We start from the raw sequence: 17,764 nt of genomic DNA on the forward strand, positions 1-17,764 counted from the left end.
TAGGGGGTTTTGTTGCACGCAAAGCCCCGGTATCAGGCCCCTTATGACGCAACACTTCACCATAAATCGCCTGGGTCATCAGGGAGACGGCATTGCTGACGGCCCGGTTTACGCGCCGCGTACCCTGCCAGGTGAGGTGGTAAGTGGTGCATTAGTAGGGCAGCTGCTGACTGACATACGGGTTGAAACACCCTCGGACCAAAGGGTGAAACCTCCTTGCCGTCACTACAAGGCCTGTGGTGGATGCCAATTGCAGCACGCCGCAGATGATTTTGTGGCCAACTGGAAGGTCGAAGTGGTGCGCACCGCACTGGCGGCGCAGGGGCTAGAGGCGCAGATGCGCCCGATCCATACTTCGCCCGAGCGGTCGCGCCGCCGTGCCACGATCGCCGTGCGTCGAACCAAAAAGGGCACGCTCGCCGGATTCCATGGCCGAGCGTCCGACACGATCACCGAAGTCCCCGATTGTCATCTGCTGGACCCGGCCCTGATTGTTGCCATACCGGTGGCCGAGGCGCTGGCTATTCTGGGCGGAAGTCGCAAGGGCGTGCTGGCCGTGACACTGACCTTGTCCGAAGGCGGGCTGGATGTGGCCGTCAAGGGTGGCAAACCGCTGGATGGGCCGTTGGAACTGGCATTGGCGCAGGCAACCGAGAAGCACGGCTTGGCGCGGCTTAGCTGGGATGGTGAAGTGATCGCAATGCGCCAACCTCCGATGCAACGCTTTGGGGGTGTTGGGGTTGTGCCACCGCCCGGAGCATTCCTGCAGGCGACAAAAGACGGGGAACAGGCTCTGTTACAGGCGGTTTTGCAGGCAATACAGGGTGCGAAGCGTATTGCCGACCTGTTTGCAGGCAGTGGGACTTTCTCACTCCCCCTCGCCGAAAATGCCGAGGTACACGCGGTCGAAGGTGAAGCCGTGATGACGGATGCGCTGGATCAGGGCTGGCGCCGCGCGCAAGGGTTGAAACGGGTCACGACCGAGTCCCGCGACCTGTTCCGCCGCCCGCTGATGCCCGATGAGCTGAAATCCTTTGACGCTGTTGTGCTGGACCCGCCCCGCGCTGGTGCCGAGGCGCAAGTTGCCGAACTGGCACAGGCGCAGCGCCCGGTGATTGCATATGTCTCGTGCAACCCGGTGACCTTCGCACGGGACGCAAAAACGCTGGTTAATGCGGGCTACACTCTTGAATGGGTACAGGTGGTGGACCAATTTCGATGGTCGTCACACACGGAACTTGCCGCGCGGTTTGTATGGGGCCCCGCATCATGAGCAGACAGGAGAGTGTCAATATGGGCTTCAATCAGCGTCTGCTGACCATCATCGAACATCCCACTTTTGGCCGGTTCATCACTGCAGTCATCATCTTTAATGCTGTGTTGTTGGGGATGGAGACATCGCCAACCCTGATGGAGGCCGCGGGACCCCTGATCGTGACGCTGGACACAATCTGTCTGGCCATTTTCGTGGCCGAGATCGCCATGAAGCTGTTGGCGACCGGGCGACGGTTCTTTCTCAGCGGATGGAACGTCTTTGACTTTATTGTTGTCGGCATCGCGCTGATTCCCAGCGCCGGGGGGCTGTCGGTATTGCGGGCGTTGCGAATCCTGCGGGTACTGCGGGTTATCTCGGTCGCGCCGCGCCTGCGGCGGGTGGTCGAGGGTTTTATTTCGGCCCTGCCGGGCATGGCCAGCGTATTCCTGTTGATGGCGATACTGTTCTACATCGGTGCCGTGATCTCGACCAAGCTGTTCTCGGCCACTTTCCCGGACTGGTTCGGCGACCTAGGTCTGTCGGCCTATACGCTGTTCCAGATCATGACGCTGGAAAGCTGGTCCATGGGCATTGTCCGTCCGGTGATGGAGGTCTATCCCTATGCCTGGCTGTTCTTTGTTCCGTTCATCATGGTCACCACCTTTGCGGTCGTGAACTTGCTGGTCGGTCTGATTGTGAACTCGATGCAGGATGCGCATCATGCCGAGGATGAGGTGCGAACTGACGCCTATCGCGACGAAGTATTGGAACGGCTGGAAAGCATCGAGCGCCGCCTGACCGAACAGCAGCACATCAAAAAGTGATTTCAGTTTTTCGGAAATCTGGCATAATGCTGAAAAAAAAGAGCAGGCAGTGAAACATGGATCGTCGAGCATTTGGATTGGGCGCTATGGCAACGCTGGGCCTTTCGGCCTGTGCCACAGCTAGCCCACGATTTCTGACATATGATGGCCCCGAGGTGACTTCTTTGGTCATCAACAAGGGCGCGCGGAAGATGTATCTTCTGCACAACCAAACTATTCTCAAGGAATACAAAGTCGATCTGGGCTTTGCGCCAGATGGTACAAAGACCAAGCGCGGTGATGGCCGCACGCCCGAAGGCAGCTATCTGATCGACCGTCGCAACCCCAACAGTCGCTATCACCTGTCGCTGGGGATTTCCTATCCGAATTCCAATGATATCGCGCAGGCCAAGGCGGCCGGTGTTGATCCGGGTGGTGATATTTTCATTCACGGTCAGCCGAAAAAGCGGTCGGAACTGAAACGCGCCAAGAAGACAGCGGATTGGACCGCCGGTTGTATCGCCGTCAAGAATGAAGAGATCGAAGAGATCTATGCGATGGTCAACAAGGGCACACTGATCACGCTGCGCCCGTAACTGGTTCCCAATCCCCGAACCCGAATTGCACATAGTCGCGCTGGTAGGCCTCAGCCGCCAGCGTTTCTAATCTGTCGTCATAAATTTCGGCCAGCGTGAACGGGATTTCCGGCGCGCAAAACCCGGGTGTTGGTGGGCTGTGATGCCCCATCCGTCTGGCTAGATCGGGCAGGGTTGTTGCGATCTCATCCTCGCGCAGGATGAGGTCAGGCAGAGCAAAGGATGCCATTCCGTCTAATACCTGAGACTGGCTGCACCACGTTCCATCCACACGAACGGGCGTCTGTCCGGACATATTTTGGCGTAGGAAGATTAGGAAAGCCGAAAACGCCTCATAATGCTGATCAACCGGGTAATTGCCGTCACGCAGCTGACCCGGGATCGGAATTTTGAATCGGTTGCGCAGCATATTTCGGATTTTCAGGTAAGCGCCGGGCCCGGTGCTGAGGATGTTGGAACAAAAGGCCGAATGCGCCCGTGCCAGAGGGTGCTGTAGCACCGTGAATTTTCGGTGTCCGAGATGAGCGTGCAGCCATCGCCGCATCTGTTTGCGGTTCAGATTGGTGACCAGCTTGTCGGTGCTGACCGAGTCAAGATCGGCCATCCATTGGGTCACCGGTGCCTCAAGCCCGCCGCGTATTGGCATAAACATCAGCGGCGTATGCGGCGCGGCAACATAATTGCCGACGGTCGATCCGCGCCGGGGCTCGAAATTCGGGGTGCGATGCAGGTTGAAACTGTCGATCCGAGCCAAGGCATGCTCGGTCTCTTCCGGGTTTGTCACTTTGGACAGGGTCGGGCCCGGGTTTTGCGGCTTGATCGTATCGTCAATCGAAACCGACCGCGCCGATATACCCAACCACGCGGCCAGCCCGTTCAGCACCTCCAGATTGGTCAGGTCGTCATAGGAAATGTAAAACCCGGTTTGACCCGTTCGCTGAAGGGTATTGAGCAACAAGAGCTGAAAATCCTGCTGTCTATCCAGATAGGATTCAAACTCTTCCGCATTAAACTCTACCTGTGCTTCGCGGCGGCGTTTGATGTTCTTCAGTTGCCACTGCTTGGTTTCCCGCGCAATTTTCAACGAAACGTAACTGTCCAGAGGATTGCGCGTCAAAATGATTTTGGCGCAGCGTGGGTCAGCCAAAACAGGCTCTAACACGCGGTTATCGTGCCCCTGAAAGAAGCGGAACCCATTTAACTCGCCGGGTGCATCTTTGATTGCCTGCACCAGTTTCATCGGATCGCCGTCACGATCTTCCAAAGTTACATCCAACAGACTTTCAGATTTCAGCCGACCAATGAAATGTGGGTTGAATGCCTCACCAAAGCTGGTGACGCCTTCAAGCGCGTTGAGATTGAACTCAAGCAGGTTGGACCCGGTGCGCATCGCGGCGAGGATGACGAAATAGTCGAACTTGGATGTCATGACAGACTATTGCACCAGATAGGGTTTCTTGAATGGCCGAACCCGCGCGCCGAAAATATCATCCGCCGGAAAATCCCCCACCAAATAAGGATGCATTCCCTGATTTTTGAGGTTCTGGAGGAATTGTCCAAAGCCAGTCAAATCCACCATTTTTGGCGCCTCGGTCAAATGGTTCGCGCGATGGGTGCCGATTTCCTCGATCACGGTCTGCATGGGCTCCATCGGAGATTCCACAAATTCGGCCAAGGACCAGGTCCGCACCTGCGCCTTGGTCCAGACCGAGCCCAGAACCTCAAGCTGTTTGGTTTCAATCTGTTGAAGGCGTGCCGCTTCACAGCGGATATCGGCGAAATTCATGTTCGACCGGAACAATGGGATCGCCCAGGCCCCGGTGATAACCGAGATTTGCGCGTTCTTATCCCGCGCCAGAAACCAGCTGATCTTTTGCGTGTCCCCGGGACCGAATTGAAAGCACTGCCGCTCACCCCGTGTGTTCCAGATCAGGTTCGAGATAAAGGCCGTTGGGTTATAGTCACGCAGAACCGCACAATCGCTGAGCGCACCGTTTGTGATCGTGTCCCCGTTGGCAAACTCGGCCCGAGCGGGGCCAAACAGGTGCCCATGCACCCGTGCGCCTGTGGTCTCAGCCAGCCAGGGTTCAAAATCCTCGAACAGCTCGGCAAAGCCCTGAAAAACCGAATAAGGGAATGAGGTCAGGCCGTTCTCACTGCCGTGGCGAGGAAAGCGGCTTTGCATGTACAGCCCGTCGCGCCCACGGGTTCGACGCTCGACCGCTTTGGAAAACACCCGGTCGATCTTGCCCGGGTTGGGTTCGGCTGGTCGCATCGCGCTGCTCTGATCGGTCAGAAAGGCCTGATACAGCCGATCAGCACGCGGCCAGATCTTTCGGGCCACAAAACAGTCCGAGCGGCGCAGCAACTGCAGATGATCATCATAAAAGATATGTGGTCGCCCCTGATAGTCGAATTTCGACAAGGTCAGCGACCGGCTTTCGATGTGGGTGGAATACAGTCGGGCCAGCGTCTGGAAATAGCTTTCATCCGGAATCCAGACGCGGCGGAAATAGCGGTCATAGGTCTGCCGCTTGGGGTCCTGCAGAATGGCCGACAGGGTCTGTCGGGTCAGGCACCACCATTGGCTGCCCATATGCGGCATCAGCCCTTCGGGGATTTTGCGGCGCATCCCGAGGGCGCGTTGCAGTTTTACATAAGCGTCGAACAGTTTGCGGTTCCGGCGCCAGGAAAACGGAAAGCGCAGTGTAAAACGTTCCTGATCCAGCCCACCGATCGTCCAGCTGACATCGGCGGTCGTTGCGCTTTCGATGAAATCGACCCGAGGCCGGTCAGAAAGATAGTCGATCAGCTCATCCACGGGCCGCAGGGGCAGGCAGGCCCCCGAAGATAGGTAGACGTGATGTACATCCGGAAAAGCCTCAAGCATCAGTTCGGACGCGGATTGTGAGGCCGCAACAATTCCCCAACTACCCCATTCGCAGGTATGGCGTTCCGAGAACCGAATCAACGCTTCATCCGCGAATGCGGCAACGAAATCGGAATAAACTTGATCCGGCACTTTGCGGTCCACATGGATCACCACCGGACAGCCCGATGCCGTCCAATGCCGTGCCACCTGCTCGGCCCGGTGCAGTGCTGTATGAACCAGCATAACAACGCCCAGACGGCTCATGCCCAGTTTCCTTTCGACATGAGGCCAAGGATCTCAAGCTGACGCCAATTGATGTATTTCTCGGACCGGTCGCACCAGAATACCGGCTGCTCGTCCAGCCCCTGGGCATATGCGCGATATTCGCCCGAGCGGCGGTAATGCTGGCCGCGCTGCATCTCTTCGCGGGCTTTGTCGCCCAGCGTGCTGATCAGCTTTGCGTGCAGCAACGCGCCACTGGTCTTTTCACCGCCCCAATCGTCATAAACCTGGTTTAAGCCACGCGGCAGCAGCGAATGGGTCGAGCTGACATAGACATAGCGACGGTCCCATTTGACCAAGGGGATCTTGTTCAGCGCAGGCGCTTGCAAGGGGGTGTCGCGAAAGAACACGCGCGCACGAGGTCCCCCCTGAATCCACAGATTCTTATACTCGGGGTTCTTTGTGATCATATAGTTGCCAGCATCAAACCAGCGGGCGATCTCAAACGGGTCCTGCCCTTCGTGATACGGCTGAGCATCCACTGGTCCTTGCGGATACATGTCGATCAGCATGGTGCCGAAACTGCGTACCGCGCAGCCGTCCAGCCAATCGGTCAGGGCGCGGATCGGACGGGTGTCGCAGAACGGATAGATAAAGAACTCATCCGGGTCGACTGTCAGAACCCAGTGCCCATGCGCGTATTTTCGCAACAGGTAGTTTGACCAATCCAATCCAAACGAAGCCTGTTTATAGCTGGCATTTGCCCGCCAGACCGAAACGTCGGGTTGGCTTGCCAGGTATTCGCCCGAGCCATCATCGCTGTCGTTGTCGACAAACAGAAAATGATCGACGCCCAACCTGCGGTAGTATTCCAGAAAGTAAGGCAGGCGGATTTTCTCGTTCCGCAGAACGCTCATCAACAAGATATCGTCGCGTTGGATATTGTTGGTCTTGTCGGAAACCGGCTTTAATTGCCGACGTTTGCGCAGGCAGCGCACCAGACGACGCTTGCGCCGCAATCTCATTCGGTATGAATCCAACAGGCTCACGCGTTTGCACTGCCTTTTTCGTTACGCGAGCATGCCCGGGGGCTGGACGATCCAGAGTGGTGCCGGGCAAGTGCCGTTTTATGCCATTGATGTATCTTTCAAGGCAACGAATTTAAAAACCGTTAGTCACATATGCTGCTTTTCAGCAAACTTTCCCCATCAGACCCAATTGTTGTAACTGGGCCCAGCCCTCAAGACGCCCGGACTGAGGCGTCCACATGTCGGGGCGGTTTCCAATTGCATCATAATATGACCCAAATAGGTCGGGATCATGAAAATGCTGCCGTCGGGTTTTTTCGGTCGATGACTTGTCCACCACCTCGGGAAGAAATTTGGTGTGCAGCAACACGCCCGAAGGCGTCTTGCCGCCGGGGCCGTCATAGACCGCGTTCAGATGCCGGGGCAGGGCCGAGTGGCACGAGTTCACATAGGCATAGCGCCGTGACCAGCGCACCAGCGGGATTTTGTTCAACGTGGGCGAATGCCGCGGCCTGTCGGCAAAAAACATCCGTTCTCGCGCGCCACCCTGCACCCACAGGTTGCCCAATGGGCTTTGGCGCTGCGCCCGGTAGGGGCCGGGATCGAACCAGCTAAGGGTTTTGGTCGGGTCCATTTCGGGGTCATAGGGCTGCGCGCCCAGTGGCCCTTTGGGGTAGAGATCCAGCAGCAGCGCGCCAAAGGCGATGTGGCCTTGTTGGTCCAAGGTGCCTGTTAGGTCATGCAAGGATTTGCTGTCGTGGTTGGGGTAGATCAGCAGCTCATCCGCGTCCACCATCAAGGTCCAGTGTCCGTGGCCATAGCGCATTTGCAGCCATGTCAGCCAATCCAAACCGTATCGCGCGTCGCGATAGCTGTTAGAGGTCTGCCACAGCGACACATCGGACTGATCGCACAGAAATCCGACCGAGCCGTCATCGCTGCCGTTATCCACGACCAGAAAGTGATCCACCCCGAGCCCGCGATAGTGGCGGAAGAACCACGGAAGGCGATTGACTTCATTGCGCAGCGTGGTGAAGGCCAGTACCGCGCCTGGTCTGATTTGCGCGGCCTGATCCTTGAGGCTGGCTAGCTGATGGCGGCTGCGAAAGGATCGCCAAAGCAACCGCCGTCGTTTCAGACGCAACCGGTACTTCTGCACCCATCCAATGGGGGGAAGATTATCGGCTGCATGATCTGTCACCTATGGCTCACTTTTCGTAATTGCCGTTCTGATGCCAGCGCCAGGCATCACTGATCATCGTCTCTAACGTTGATCTTTTTGGGGTCCAACCAAGCTCTTGCCCCGCGCGAACCGAGCCTGAAACAAGCTTGGTGCAATCGCCAGCGCGGCGGGGGCCGATGGAATAGGGCACCTCGCGGTTAGTGACGGCTTTGGAATGGCCGATCACCTCCATCACCGAAAAGCCCGATCCGGTGCCAAGGTTGAAAACCCGACTACCCTTGCCCTGTTCCAGCCAGTTCAACCCCAAAACATGAGCATCGACCAGATCACAGACATGCACATAGTCGCGGATGCAGGTACCGTCGGGCGTGTCGTAATCGGTGCCGAATACGGTCAGCCCGTCGCGCTTGCCGTCAATGGCGTCCAGCATCAGCGGCACCAGATGAGTTTCGGGACGGTGGAATTCCCCCACTTCACCCTCGGGGTCGGCACCGGCCACGTTGAAATAGCGGAAGATCACATGGTTCAGGCCATATGCGGCCTCGAAATCATGCAGGATATCTTCGATGGCCCGCTTTGAGGCACCATAAGCGTTCAGCGGCAGTTGCGGTGTGTCTTCATCCAGCACCACATTGTCATGCTCGCCATAGGTGGCGCAGGTCGATGAGAACACAAAGTTCAGGCAACCGGCTGCCACGGCTGCCTCGATCAGGTTCAGTGATCCGGTGACATTGTTGGTCCAATATCTGCCGGGCTGGGACATCGCCTCGCCCACCTGACTGAGGGCGGCGAAGTGCATTACGGCGGCGGGCTGGTATTTGGCGAAGACCTCATCCAACCGAGCGCGATCCAGCAGATCGCCCTGTTCGAACGGTCCGAATTTCACCGCGTCCTGCCAGCCGGTGATCAGGTTGTCATAAGTCACAGGTGTATAGCCCGCCTGCGCCAGCGCTTTGCAGGCATGCGATCCGATATATCCAGCTCCGCCGGTTACAAGAATATTGGTCATCTGTCTTCCAGACAAAGAAGTTTGTGGCCTGCTATGCCAACAGGTGTGTCCAGGTCAGGGGGAAAATGGCTCAATCCAACCCCATCGCGGCCATCATTTCCTCAAGCTTGGGAACGTCCTGCGGGTTGTTCAGCTCCCAGAATTGGCGGCCTTTGGCCTCAACCTCAACGCACAGAACTTTGCGGCCATTCTCCATAAAGCGCAGTTGCTCAAGCCCTTCCAGCTGTTCCAGCGGGCCCACCGGCCAGGTGGAATAGGCGGCCAAAGCATCGGGGCGATAGGCGTAGACGCCGACATGGTGGAAAACCGGGGTCTCTTCTTCGCCTGCGTAGGTCTCGGCGGTGAACGGGACGACTTCTTTTGAGAAATACATGGCGCTGTGATCCGCGGCGAAGACGGCGGTGGTGCCGCCAACGCGCCCGTGCTTGCGGTCGTTCAGCAGGCTGTTCAGCGCGTCACCATCGCAGCGCAGCACGGGTGTGGCGACGCCCGCCCCGGGCGCGGCGCGCAGGCCAGCGATCAGGTCTTCGACAAACCAATGCGGTGTCAGCGGCGCGTCGCCTTGCAGGTTCACCACGATGTCATAGCCAGCGCCAAGGTTGGCATGGGTCTCAGCGCAGCGTTCGGTGCCATTGCCGCAGCTTTCCGAGGTCATCACCACCTCGGCCCCGAACCCTTCGGCCACTTCGCGGATGCGGTCGTCATCGGTGGCAACGACCACCTTGTCGACGCCCGACACCGAACAGGCAGCGCGCCAGGACCGCTCGATCAACGTCATCGCGGTGCCATTGGCGCCGGTCAGCGGAACCAGCGGTTTGCCCGGATAGCGGGTCGAGGCATAGCGGGCGGGAATGGCGATCAGAACGGACATCAGGCCTCCTTCAGGTCAACACCTGGAGCGTAGGCGATAAAGAACGGGTTTGCATAGCCGTCCTTGCCATAGGTCAGCGGTGAATGATCATCAAATCGCACCACGTTGCCGCCCGCACCGGCCAGCACGGCATGGCCCGCAGCTGTGTCCCATTCCATCGTGCGGCCAACGCGGGGGTAAAGATCTGCCTCGCCCGTTGCCACCAGACAGAATTTCAGGGATGAGCCCGCGCTCTTGCTGTCCTTCACCTGATATTTGTTGATGTAATCCTCGGTGGCCTGATCGCGGTGCGATTTCGACGCCACGATTAGAAGCGCTGAATTGTCTGGATTAGACACTGAAATTGGCGCCACATCCCCAATCTGCGTCTTGTCCAACGCGCCGGTCTCTTCGACCGATTGACCATCGGCCTGTGTATAAAACATGCGGCCCTTTGCAGGCGCATAAACCACGCCACGGGTTGGAACGCCGTTTTCGACCAACGCAATATTCACCGTGAAATCGCCGCGCCGGTTGATGAATTCCTTGGTGCCGTCCAATGGATCAACAATCAGGAATCTGTCACCCTTTTCTGAATGCGAGGCGGCCTGTTCCTCGGTCACCAGCAGAATATCCGGGAAGGCATCGCGCAGACCGGCCGAAATCAAGGCATCGGCAGCTTCGTCTGCTTCGGTCACCGGGCTGGAATCGGATTTGACCTTTACGTCGAAATCATCCGAATTGTAGATCTCCATGATCTTGTCACCGGCTTCCAGGGCCAGCCGTCGAATGACGGGAATGAGGGCGTCGTAGGTCACAAAAAAGCTCCGTTCCTGTGATTTGTTGATCGAATAGCCTGACGGCCTTATGATGTGCCGGTTACGGAACGGCAAGAATTTCGTGACAGATTGCAGGCGAAAAAACGGGAAAGACGCTTCGGGTGTATTATTTCAAGCGAAACCAGTCCTTACTGGGCGGCGCGTTCACAACGGCCGAGCTGATTTTCCACGCCGTTGTTCGCAGCATACGGTCCCAGCATCACAACGCGGTCGTGGCCATAATCATCAACATCTTGCAGGTTCTGGCCCTAGTTTTGGTGTTATATACGATCCTGTCTTTCCTGGGACCACGTATTGCAAGAATCCGCGGCGAATTTGTCCTGTTTCTGCTGTCGGGCGTGTTTCTGTTCATCACCCATATCAAATCCGTCAGCGCGGTAGCGGGGGTCGGGACCGGCAACAACCCGATGATGCTGCATTCGCCGATGAACATGGTTGTCGTCCTGTTGGCCACCGCTTTTGGGGCGCTTTACACGCAGATTGTGACAATCATCGTGATCCTCTTTATTTACAGTGTAGCAGTCGCGCCAATTGAAATTCAGGAACCGGGCGGCGCTTTTGGCATGTTGATCCTGAGCTGGTTTGTTGGCTGCGCGATTGGCGTCGTCTTCATGGCTCTGCGACCGTGGTTTCCCACTTTTGTGACAGTCCTGACCAATATCTACCGGCGCTTGAACATGATCTTTTCGGGTAAAATGTTCGTGGCGAATGCGCTGGGCGGTGCCACGTTGGCCATGTTCACTTGGAACCCCCTGTTTCACGTCATCGATCAGTGCCGCGGTTTTCTTTTCCGCAATTATTTTCCTCGCAATACCAGCTGGGAATACGCGCTTTGGGTGGGGCTGATCTTGTTGCTGATCGGCTTGTTGGGAATTTTCTTTTCCCGTCAGCATGTGTCCCAAAGCTGGGAGGCGCGCCGCTAACGTGCCACACGCAGCGTCAGGTTGATCCGACCACCCTTGGGCAACAGTTTTGATGATCCGAACCGGATGCGGTCGACGCCGTGATAGGTCAGCCGGGCGGGCCCGCCCATGATCACCACATCACCCGAATTCAGCCAGATGGATTCGGTCTTGCCGCCGCGTGTCTGGTTGCCGATGCGGAACAGGGCATCATCCCCCAGTGAGATCGACAGGACCGGCCAGGAAAAATCGGCCTCGTCCTTGTCCTGATGCAACCCCATCCGGGCCCCTTCGCCGTAGTAGTTGATCAAACAGCAATCAGGATCGCGATCCGCGCTGGCAAGGTCGCGCCAGATATCAAGAATCTGATCCGGGATCGCGGGCCAAACCGCGCCTTTGGGGTGTTGCGCCTGATATCGGTATCCCGTCTTGTCGGTGACCCAGCCCAGTGATCCGGCCGACGTCATACGCACGGACATTTCCTTACCCGATGGCGTGACCGGCCGGAACAAAGGGGCCGATTTCAGAATCGGCCGCAGGCTGTCGATCAGCCGCTCCTGCGCGGGCCCGTCCAGCCAGGCTTTCCTGATATCAAAACCGCGTAAAAGCAGCCGCGCCATCCGAGAATCCCCGATCCTTGCCAAAACCTTGCCAAAAAGGCCACAGATTCCCGAAAACCTGCGTTTTACAACGCTTGCAGGCCTCTGATCCCGCCCTTATATACGCCGGGACGCGCGATGGTGTAGGGCTGTTGCGCACATCAGATCGGGGCCGGGTGCCATAACGGGTTCGGACCTCGGGACATCGCCTTGAAGAGAAAGGGATTGAACATATGGGAAAAGTAATCGGGATTGACCTCGGAACCACCAACTCGTGCGTGGCCATCATGGACGGCTCGCAGCCGAAGGTCATCGAAAACGCCGAAGGGGCGCGGACCACGCCCTCGATCGTCGCCTTCACCGAAGATGAGCGACTGGTCGGTCAGCCTGCAAAACGCCAGGCGGTCACCAACCCCGACAACACGATCTTTGGTGTTAAGCGTCTGATCGGTCGTCGTGTGGATGATGCAGAAGTCGAAAAAGACAAGAAAATGGTGCCGTACGCCATCGTCGATGGCGGCAATGGCGACGCGTGGGTTGAAGCCCGCGGTGAAAAGTACTCCCCAAGCCAGATCTCGGCCTTCACTCTGGGCAAGATGAAGGAAACCGCCGAGAGCTATCTGGGTGAGGAAGTCACGCAAGCCGTGATCACCGTTCCTGCATATTTCAACGACGCACAGCGTCAGGCCACCAAAGACGCCGGTAAAATCGCCGGTCTGGAAGTGCTGCGGATCATCAACGAACCGACAGCGGCTGCGCTGGCCTATGGTCTGGACAAAGAAGAAACTCAAACCATCGCGGTCTATGACCTTGGTGGCGGTACTTTCGACGTGACCATTCTGGAAATCGACGACGGCCTGTTCGAGGTCAAATCGACCAACGGTGACACCTTCCTGGGAGGTGAAGACTTTGACATGCGCATCGTCAACTACCTGGCGGATGAGTTCAAAAAGGAACACGGTGTCGACCTGTCGCAAGACAAGATGGCGCTGCAGCGTCTGAAAGAAGCTGCTGAGAAAGCCAAGATTGAGCTGTCTTCGACTTCGCAAACCGAAATCAACCAGCCGTTCATCTCGATGGGTTCGAACGGTCAGCCGCTGCACATGGTCATGAAACTGACCCGTGCCAAGCTGGAATCGCTGGTTTCGGACCTGATCAAAAAGTCGATGAAGCCCTGCCAGGCCGCTCTAAAAGACGCTGGTCTGTCGGCTGGCGACATTGACGAAGTTGTTCTGGTCGGTGGTATGACCCGGATGCCGAAAGTGATCGAAGAGGTCACCAAGTTTTTCGGGAAAGAGCCGCACAAGGGTGTGAACCCGGACGAAGTGGTTGCCATGGGCGCCGCCATCCAGGCCGGTGTTCTGCAGGGCGACGTCAAAGACGTTGTTCTGCTGGACGTGACCCCGCTGTCGCTGGGTATCGAAACGCTGGGTGGCGTGTTCACCCGCCTGATCGATCGCAACACCACGATCCCGACCAAAAAGTCTCAGGTCTTCTCGACCGCCGAAGACAACCAGAACGCCGTAACCATCCGCGTGTTCCAGGGTGAGCGTGAAATGGCTGCGGACAACAAGATCCTGGGTCAGTTCAACCTCGAAGATATCCCGCCTGCACCGCGCGGCATGCCTCAGATCGAGGTGACTTTTGATATCGACGCCAACGGCATTGTCTCGGTTTCGGCCAAGGACAAAGGCACCGGCAAAGAGCAGAAGATCACCATCCAGGCCTCGGGCGGTCTGTCGGATGAAGACATCGACAAGATGGTCAAGGACGCCGAAGAGAACGCGGAAGCCGACAAGGAACGCCGCGAGTTGGTCGACGCCAAGAACCAGGCGGAAAGCCTCATCCACTCGACCGAAAAGTCGATGGAAGAGCATGCCGACAAAGTCGACCCGACCACCATCGAAGCCATCGAGCTGGCAATTGCCGCGCTGAAGGACGAGCTGGAGACCGAGAATGCCGACAAGATCAAGTCGGGCATCCAGAACGTCACCGAAGCGGCCATGAAGCTGGGCGAAGCCATCTATAAGGCGCAAGCCGAAGAAGGTGAGGATGAGCCTGCGGCGGCAGATGCTGCGCCGGGTGAGGACGACATTGTTGACGCCGAGTTCGAAGATCTGGACGACGACAAGCGTAACTAACGGGTAACCGGGCCAATGTGGGCCGGTCCGGTTGCCGGGCCGGCCCAAATACGTTGAGGCTGAAGGAAATACTGATGTCAAAACGCGACTACTACGATGTGCTCGGCGTATCAAAGGGCGCATCAGCGGATGAAATCAAAAAGGGTTTTCGTAAGAAAGCCAAAGAGTTGCATCCTGATCGCAACAAAGACAACCCGGATGCCGAGTCGCAGTTCAAAGAAGCCAACGAGGCTTATGATGTTCTGCGCGACGCCGACAAAAAGGCCGCATATGACCGTTTCGGCCATGCCGCCTTTGAAAACGGTATGGGCGGCGGTGGTGGTCGTCCGGGCGGCGGCTTTGGTCAGGGTGATTTCTCCAGCGCATTCTCAGACGTGTTCGACGATCTGTTCGGCGATTTCATGGGCGGTCAGCGTGGCGGCCCCGGTGGCGGGCGCCGTGCGGCGCGCGGATCGGACCTGCGCTATAACCTGCGCGTGACGCTGGAAGAGGCGTTCGCGGGCCTGCAGAAAACTATCAGTGTTCCTGCTGCCGTGGCCTGTTCGGCCTGTGACGGATCGGGTGCAGAAGGCGGAGTGGAGCCAACCACCTGTCCAACCTGTTCGGGCATGGGCAAGGTGCGTGCACAGCAGGGTTTCTTTACCGTCGAACGATCCTGCCCGACCTGTTCGGGTCTGGGTCAGATCATCAAGAACCCCTGTAAAGCCTGTGGCGGTGCAGGCCGCGTGGAAAAAGAGCGTGCGCTGTCCGTCAACATCCCCGCCGGTGTCGAGACCGGAACCCGCATCCGCCTGGCGGGTGAGGGTGAAGCTGGGATGCGCGGTGGCCCTCCGGGCGATCTGTATATCTTTGTCGAAGTTTCGGATCACAAGCTGTTCGAACGCGACAGCGTGAACCTGTATTGCCGCGTCCCGGTCAGCATGGCCAAGGCTGCGCTGGGCGGTTCGATCGAAGTGCCAACCATCGATGGTGGCCGCGGCCGCGTGCAAATACCAGCAGGCAGCCAATCGGGCCGTCAGATGCGCCTGCGCGGCAAAGGCATGCCCGCCCTGCGTGGCGGCGGTGTGGGTGACATGTTCATCGAACTGGCGGTGGAAACGCCGGTCAACCTGACCAGTCGCCAAAAAGAACTGCTGAAAGAGTTCGACGATTTGGGTGAGGATAACCACCCGGAATCAAAAAGCTTTTTCTCATCCGTCAAATCCTTTTGGGATGGGATGAAGGGCTAAGATCACCCCACCAAGTTGCTAAAAGGCCGATCCCCTTGGGTCGGCTTTTTTCGTTTTATAGGTCCAGTTTGTCCGCGAACTTCGCGAAATTTGGCTCTTGAATCTTGCCACATCCCCTGAGATTGTCGCGTCAACCGTTGGGGTGCCTTGATCAAGGGGCTGAGAGGCGTGAATGCGCTAACCCATCGAACCTGATCCGGGCAATACCGGCGTAGGGAACGGTCTACACACACAGACGTTTTCCATGCTGCGTTGCCCCCTGATGATGGAGCAACGATATGGCGCATATTGCCCTGACAATTGCGGGCTCGGACAGTGGTGGTGGGGCCGGGATTCAGGCCGATCTCAAGGCGATGTCTGCGTTGGGCGTGTATGGGGCCAGCGTGATCACGGCGGTCACGGCGCAGAACACGCGGGCTATGACCGCAGTGCATGGCATACCGCTCAACGTAGTGGCCGCTCAGATCGAGGCGGTGCTGATCGACCTGGATGTAGGCGCGATCAAGATCGGCATGCTTGCGACCCCTGAAATTATTCAAACCGTTGCCGGGGCCATCGCTGGGTATGATGGCCCCGTCGTTTTGGACCCGGTGATGATCTCCAAATCTGGCGATGCCTTGGTGGCACAGGGTGCCGTTCAGACCCTGCGTGATGTTCTTGTGCCCCGAGCGACCATGCTGACCCCGAACTTACCCGAGGCCGCTTGTTTGCTGGGCACCTCGGACGCCGAATCCCCCGATCAGATGATCGCGCAGGGGATGGCGCTGTGCGGGCTGGGCGCGCGCTCGGTATTGATGAAAGGCGGACATGGGCGCGGCGACGTTTGCCACGATGTGTTGATTGATCCCTCGGGAGTTGTGGCAGAATTCACCGCCACTCGGCGCAATACGCGCAACACGCATGGCACCGGTTGCACCCTGTCGTCTTCGATAGCAGCCGGGCTGGCGCGAGGGCTGGGCCTGACCGATGCGGTCGCGCAGGCGCATGAGTATCTGCAAGGGGCTATTGCTGAAGCTGACGGTCTGATGGTCGGACAGGGGCATGGCCCGGTTCATCATTTCCATCGGGTCTGGCCCGCGTGACGGTCTGGTCGGTCATAGGGGCCGGTGTGGCCGGGCTGGCCGTAGCCAGCGAGCTAGTGTCGCGCGGGGCCAAGGTTCAGATCTTTGATCCCAGTGGTCCACCTGGCCCGCATGGGTGTTCTTGGTGGGCTGGCGGTATGCTGGCCCCGTGGTGCGAGTTTGAAAACGCCGAAGAACCTGTGTTGCGGCTGGGCATGGCTGCGTTCGAGTGGTGGTCTACGCGTACTCGGGTGGAACAACGTGGCACGCTGGTTGTTGCCAACCCGCGTGATCTGCCGGATTTGCGTCGGTTCGCTCGTCGGACCGGGGGGGGTACCGAGATTAGTCAGGCTGAAATTGTCAGTTTAGAGCCTGATTTAACCAGTTTCACCAACGGTCTGCATTTCACGGATGAGGCTCATCTGAACCCACGACAGGCGCTGCGGGATCTGCACCGCCAATTGCTGGACCAAGGGGTAGTCTTCCACCGGAAACTGGCCCCGACCCAGCTGGAGAATGCAATCGATTGCCGCGGTCTGCACGCGCGTGAGGTTTTGCACGACCTGCGCGGCGTCAAGGGAGAGATGTTGGTGATCCGCTGCCCGGACGTGACCCTGACGCGACCTGTACGTCTACTGCATCCAAGGATGCCGCTGTACATCGTGCCGCGTGAGGATGGTGTCTACATGCTGGGCGCAACGATGATCGAAAGCGAAGACAGCAGCCGCATCACGGCCCGATCCATGCTGGAACTGCTCAGCGCCGCCTATGCGCTGAACCCCGCCTTTGGCGAGGCCGAGGTGCTTGAGATCGGTGTCGATCTGCGCCCGGCTTTTCCCGACAACCTGCCCCGCATCCGGCGGCTGGGGCATACGATTTATGCCAACGGACTGTACCGCCATGGCTATCTGCTGGCCCCAGCGCTGGCGCAGGGAGTGGCCGATCTGGCGTTGGACAACAAACATTCGGAGATGGTCGATGAAGATCGTGCTTAATGGTGAATTGCGCGAGGTGCGCGCCGAAATCCTCTCGGACCTGTTGGTCGAATGCGGGTTCTTGGGGAGGGTGGCGACAGCTGTAAACGAAGACTTTGTGCCCTCGGGTCTGCGCATTGCTCAAAAGTTGACCGATGGCGACCGGGTTGAAGTCGTCGCGCCGATGCAGGGAGGCTGAGG

At 58.0% G+C, this 17,764-nt stretch carries 17 protein-coding genes and 1 riboswitch; of the genes, 9 read left to right on the forward strand and 8 right to left on the reverse strand.

Features of this window, described 5'->3' with window-relative positions:
* Positions 1 to 43: 43 nt before the first annotated feature.
* The 3 genes from ACR0DL_RS08605 to ACR0DL_RS08615 are packed head-to-tail and all read left to right on the forward strand — an operon-like array spanning position 44 to position 2,654.
* Positions 44 to 1,273 (forward strand): class I SAM-dependent RNA methyltransferase, encoded by a 1,230-nt coding sequence (locus ACR0DL_RS08605; RefSeq protein ID WP_480688617.1) that lies wholly within the window; start codon positions 44 to 46, stop codon positions 1,271 to 1,273.
* Positions 1,274 to 1,293: 20 nt separating this feature from the next.
* Positions 1,294 to 2,079, forward strand: a complete 786-nt coding sequence (locus ACR0DL_RS08610; protein ID WP_170349843.1) for an ion transporter — start codon at positions 1,294 to 1,296, stop codon at positions 2,077 to 2,079.
* Positions 2,080 to 2,135: 56 nt separating this feature from the next.
* Positions 2,136 to 2,654: a L,D-transpeptidase family protein gene (locus ACR0DL_RS08615; protein ID WP_170349579.1), complete on the forward strand. Its 519-nt coding sequence runs from the start codon at positions 2,136 to 2,138 to the stop codon at positions 2,652 to 2,654.
* Here ACR0DL_RS08615 and ACR0DL_RS08620 read toward each other — a convergent pair.
* The 7 genes from ACR0DL_RS08620 to cysQ form a co-directional block, all read right to left on the reverse strand.
* The gene (locus tag ACR0DL_RS08620) at positions 2,638 to 4,083 is read right to left on the reverse strand and encodes a nodulation protein NodH (protein WP_170376485.1); all 1,446 of its coding nucleotides are present in this window, start codon (positions 4,081 to 4,083) and stop codon (positions 2,638 to 2,640) included. The genes ACR0DL_RS08615 and ACR0DL_RS08620 overlap by 17 nt on opposite strands.
* 6 nt (positions 4,084 to 4,089) lie before the next feature.
* Positions 4,090 to 5,790 (reverse strand): DUF5927 domain-containing protein, encoded by a 1,701-nt coding sequence (locus ACR0DL_RS08625; RefSeq protein ID WP_480662927.1) that lies wholly within the window; start codon positions 5,788 to 5,790, stop codon positions 4,090 to 4,092.
* Complete coding sequence (locus ACR0DL_RS08630) at positions 5,787 to 6,773, reverse strand: glycosyltransferase family 2 protein (RefSeq protein ID WP_480688619.1); 987 nt, start codon at positions 6,771 to 6,773, stop codon at positions 5,787 to 5,789. The genes ACR0DL_RS08625 and ACR0DL_RS08630 overlap by 4 nt, the downstream gene beginning before the upstream one ends.
* 166 nt (positions 6,774 to 6,939) lie before the next feature.
* Positions 6,940 to 7,977 (reverse strand): glycosyltransferase family 2 protein, encoded by a 1,038-nt coding sequence (locus ACR0DL_RS08635; protein ID WP_480688621.1) that lies wholly within the window; start codon positions 7,975 to 7,977, stop codon positions 6,940 to 6,942.
* A 7-nt stretch (positions 7,978 to 7,984) separates the two neighbouring features.
* Complete coding sequence (gene galE / locus ACR0DL_RS08640; RefSeq protein WP_170361011.1) at positions 7,985 to 8,968, reverse strand: UDP-glucose 4-epimerase GalE; 984 nt, start codon at positions 8,966 to 8,968, stop codon at positions 7,985 to 7,987.
* 70 nt (positions 8,969 to 9,038) lie between these two features.
* Positions 9,039 to 9,839, reverse strand: coding sequence for a 3-deoxy-manno-octulosonate cytidylyltransferase (locus tag ACR0DL_RS08645; protein WP_226689029.1), 801 nt, complete (start codon positions 9,837 to 9,839; stop codon positions 9,039 to 9,041).
* Positions 9,839 to 10,636: a 3'(2'),5'-bisphosphate nucleotidase CysQ gene (gene cysQ, locus ACR0DL_RS08650; RefSeq protein WP_480688623.1), complete on the reverse strand. Its 798-nt coding sequence runs from the start codon at positions 10,634 to 10,636 to the stop codon at positions 9,839 to 9,841. The genes ACR0DL_RS08645 and cysQ overlap by 1 nt, the downstream gene beginning before the upstream one ends.
* A 122-nt stretch (positions 10,637 to 10,758) precedes the next feature.
* Here cysQ and ACR0DL_RS08655 point away from each other — a divergent pair, with 122 nt between their 5' ends.
* Entirely contained in the window at positions 10,759 to 11,580 is an 822-nt protein-coding gene (locus tag ACR0DL_RS08655; RefSeq protein WP_170349587.1) for an ABC transporter permease, read from the forward strand.
* Here the strand turns inward: ACR0DL_RS08655 and ACR0DL_RS08660 are convergent.
* Positions 11,577 to 12,179, reverse strand: a complete 603-nt coding sequence (locus ACR0DL_RS08660) for an alpha-ketoglutarate-dependent dioxygenase AlkB family protein (RefSeq protein ID WP_480638436.1) — start codon at positions 12,177 to 12,179, stop codon at positions 11,577 to 11,579. The genes ACR0DL_RS08655 and ACR0DL_RS08660 overlap by 4 nt on opposite strands.
* 212 nt (positions 12,180 to 12,391) lie before the next feature.
* Here ACR0DL_RS08660 and dnaK point away from each other — a divergent pair, with 212 nt between their 5' ends.
* The 5 genes from dnaK to thiS all read left to right on the forward strand — a co-directional run bounded on the left by dnaK (position 12,392) and on the right by thiS (position 17,762).
* Positions 12,392 to 14,299 carry a molecular chaperone DnaK gene (gene dnaK / locus ACR0DL_RS08665; protein ID WP_170349589.1) on the forward strand — a complete coding sequence of 636 codons (1,908 nt, stop codon included), beginning with the start codon at positions 12,392 to 12,394 and terminating at the stop codon, positions 14,297 to 14,299.
* 74 nt (positions 14,300 to 14,373) lie between these two features.
* Positions 14,374 to 15,528, forward strand: a complete 1,155-nt coding sequence (gene dnaJ / locus ACR0DL_RS08670; RefSeq protein WP_170349590.1) for a molecular chaperone DnaJ — start codon at positions 14,374 to 14,376, stop codon at positions 15,526 to 15,528.
* A 128-nt stretch (positions 15,529 to 15,656) separates the two neighbouring features.
* Positions 15,657 to 15,763, forward strand: a riboswitch (TPP riboswitch).
* Positions 15,764 to 15,806: 43 nt separating this feature from the next.
* On the forward strand, positions 15,807 to 16,610 hold the full coding sequence (gene thiD / locus ACR0DL_RS08675; protein WP_480688625.1) for a bifunctional hydroxymethylpyrimidine kinase/phosphomethylpyrimidine kinase: 804 nt from the start codon (positions 15,807 to 15,809) through the stop codon (positions 16,608 to 16,610).
* Positions 16,607 to 17,584, forward strand: coding sequence for an FAD-dependent oxidoreductase (locus tag ACR0DL_RS08680; protein ID WP_480688627.1), 978 nt, complete (start codon positions 16,607 to 16,609; stop codon positions 17,582 to 17,584). Before thiD ends, ACR0DL_RS08680 begins: the two co-directional genes overlap by 4 nt.
* Positions 17,568 to 17,762: a sulfur carrier protein ThiS gene (gene thiS / locus ACR0DL_RS08685; protein ID WP_226689032.1), complete on the forward strand. Its 195-nt coding sequence runs from the start codon at positions 17,568 to 17,570 to the stop codon at positions 17,760 to 17,762. Before ACR0DL_RS08680 ends, thiS begins: the two co-directional genes overlap by 17 nt.
* Positions 17,763 to 17,764 lie beyond the last annotated feature (2 nt).

This window comes from Ruegeria sp. BB5 (genome assembly GCF_056539405.1).

What these genes read in the sequence shown, in the direction of transcription:
- dnaK (WP_170349589.1), top strand. Translation starts at nt 12,392, where the DNA reads ATGGGAAAAGTAATCGGGATTGACCTCGGAACCACCAACTCGTGCGTG.
- ACR0DL_RS08610 (WP_170349843.1), top strand. Translation starts at nt 1,294, where the DNA reads ATGGGCTTCAATCAGCGTCTGCTGACCATCATCGAACATCCCACTTTT.
- ACR0DL_RS08645 (WP_226689029.1), bottom strand. Translation starts at nt 9,839, where the DNA reads ATGTCCGTTCTGATCGCCATTCCCGCCCGCTATGCCTCGACCCGCTAT.
- galE (WP_170361011.1), bottom strand. Translation starts at nt 8,968, where the DNA reads ATGACCAATATTCTTGTAACCGGCGGAGCTGGATATATCGGATCGCAT.
- thiS (WP_226689032.1), top strand. Translation starts at nt 17,568, where the DNA reads ATGAAGATCGTGCTTAATGGTGAATTGCGCGAGGTGCGCGCCGAAATC.
- ACR0DL_RS08660 (WP_480638436.1), bottom strand. Translation starts at nt 12,179, where the DNA reads ATGGCGCGGCTGCTTTTACGCGGTTTTGATATCAGGAAAGCCTGGCTG.
- ACR0DL_RS08615 (WP_170349579.1), top strand. Translation starts at nt 2,136, where the DNA reads ATGGATCGTCGAGCATTTGGATTGGGCGCTATGGCAACGCTGGGCCTT.
- ACR0DL_RS08605 (WP_480688617.1), top strand. Translation starts at nt 44, where the DNA reads ATGACGCAACACTTCACCATAAATCGCCTGGGTCATCAGGGAGACGGC.
- ACR0DL_RS08630 (WP_480688619.1), bottom strand. Translation starts at nt 6,773, where the DNA reads ATGAGATTGCGGCGCAAGCGTCGTCTGGTGCGCTGCCTGCGCAAACGT.
- ACR0DL_RS08620 (WP_170376485.1), bottom strand. Translation starts at nt 4,083, where the DNA reads ATGACATCCAAGTTCGACTATTTCGTCATCCTCGCCGCGATGCGCACC.
- dnaJ (WP_170349590.1), top strand. Translation starts at nt 14,374, where the DNA reads ATGTCAAAACGCGACTACTACGATGTGCTCGGCGTATCAAAGGGCGCA.
- thiD (WP_480688625.1), top strand. Translation starts at nt 15,807, where the DNA reads ATGGCGCATATTGCCCTGACAATTGCGGGCTCGGACAGTGGTGGTGGG.
- ACR0DL_RS08625 (WP_480662927.1), bottom strand. Translation starts at nt 5,790, where the DNA reads ATGAGCCGTCTGGGCGTTGTTATGCTGGTTCATACAGCACTGCACCGG.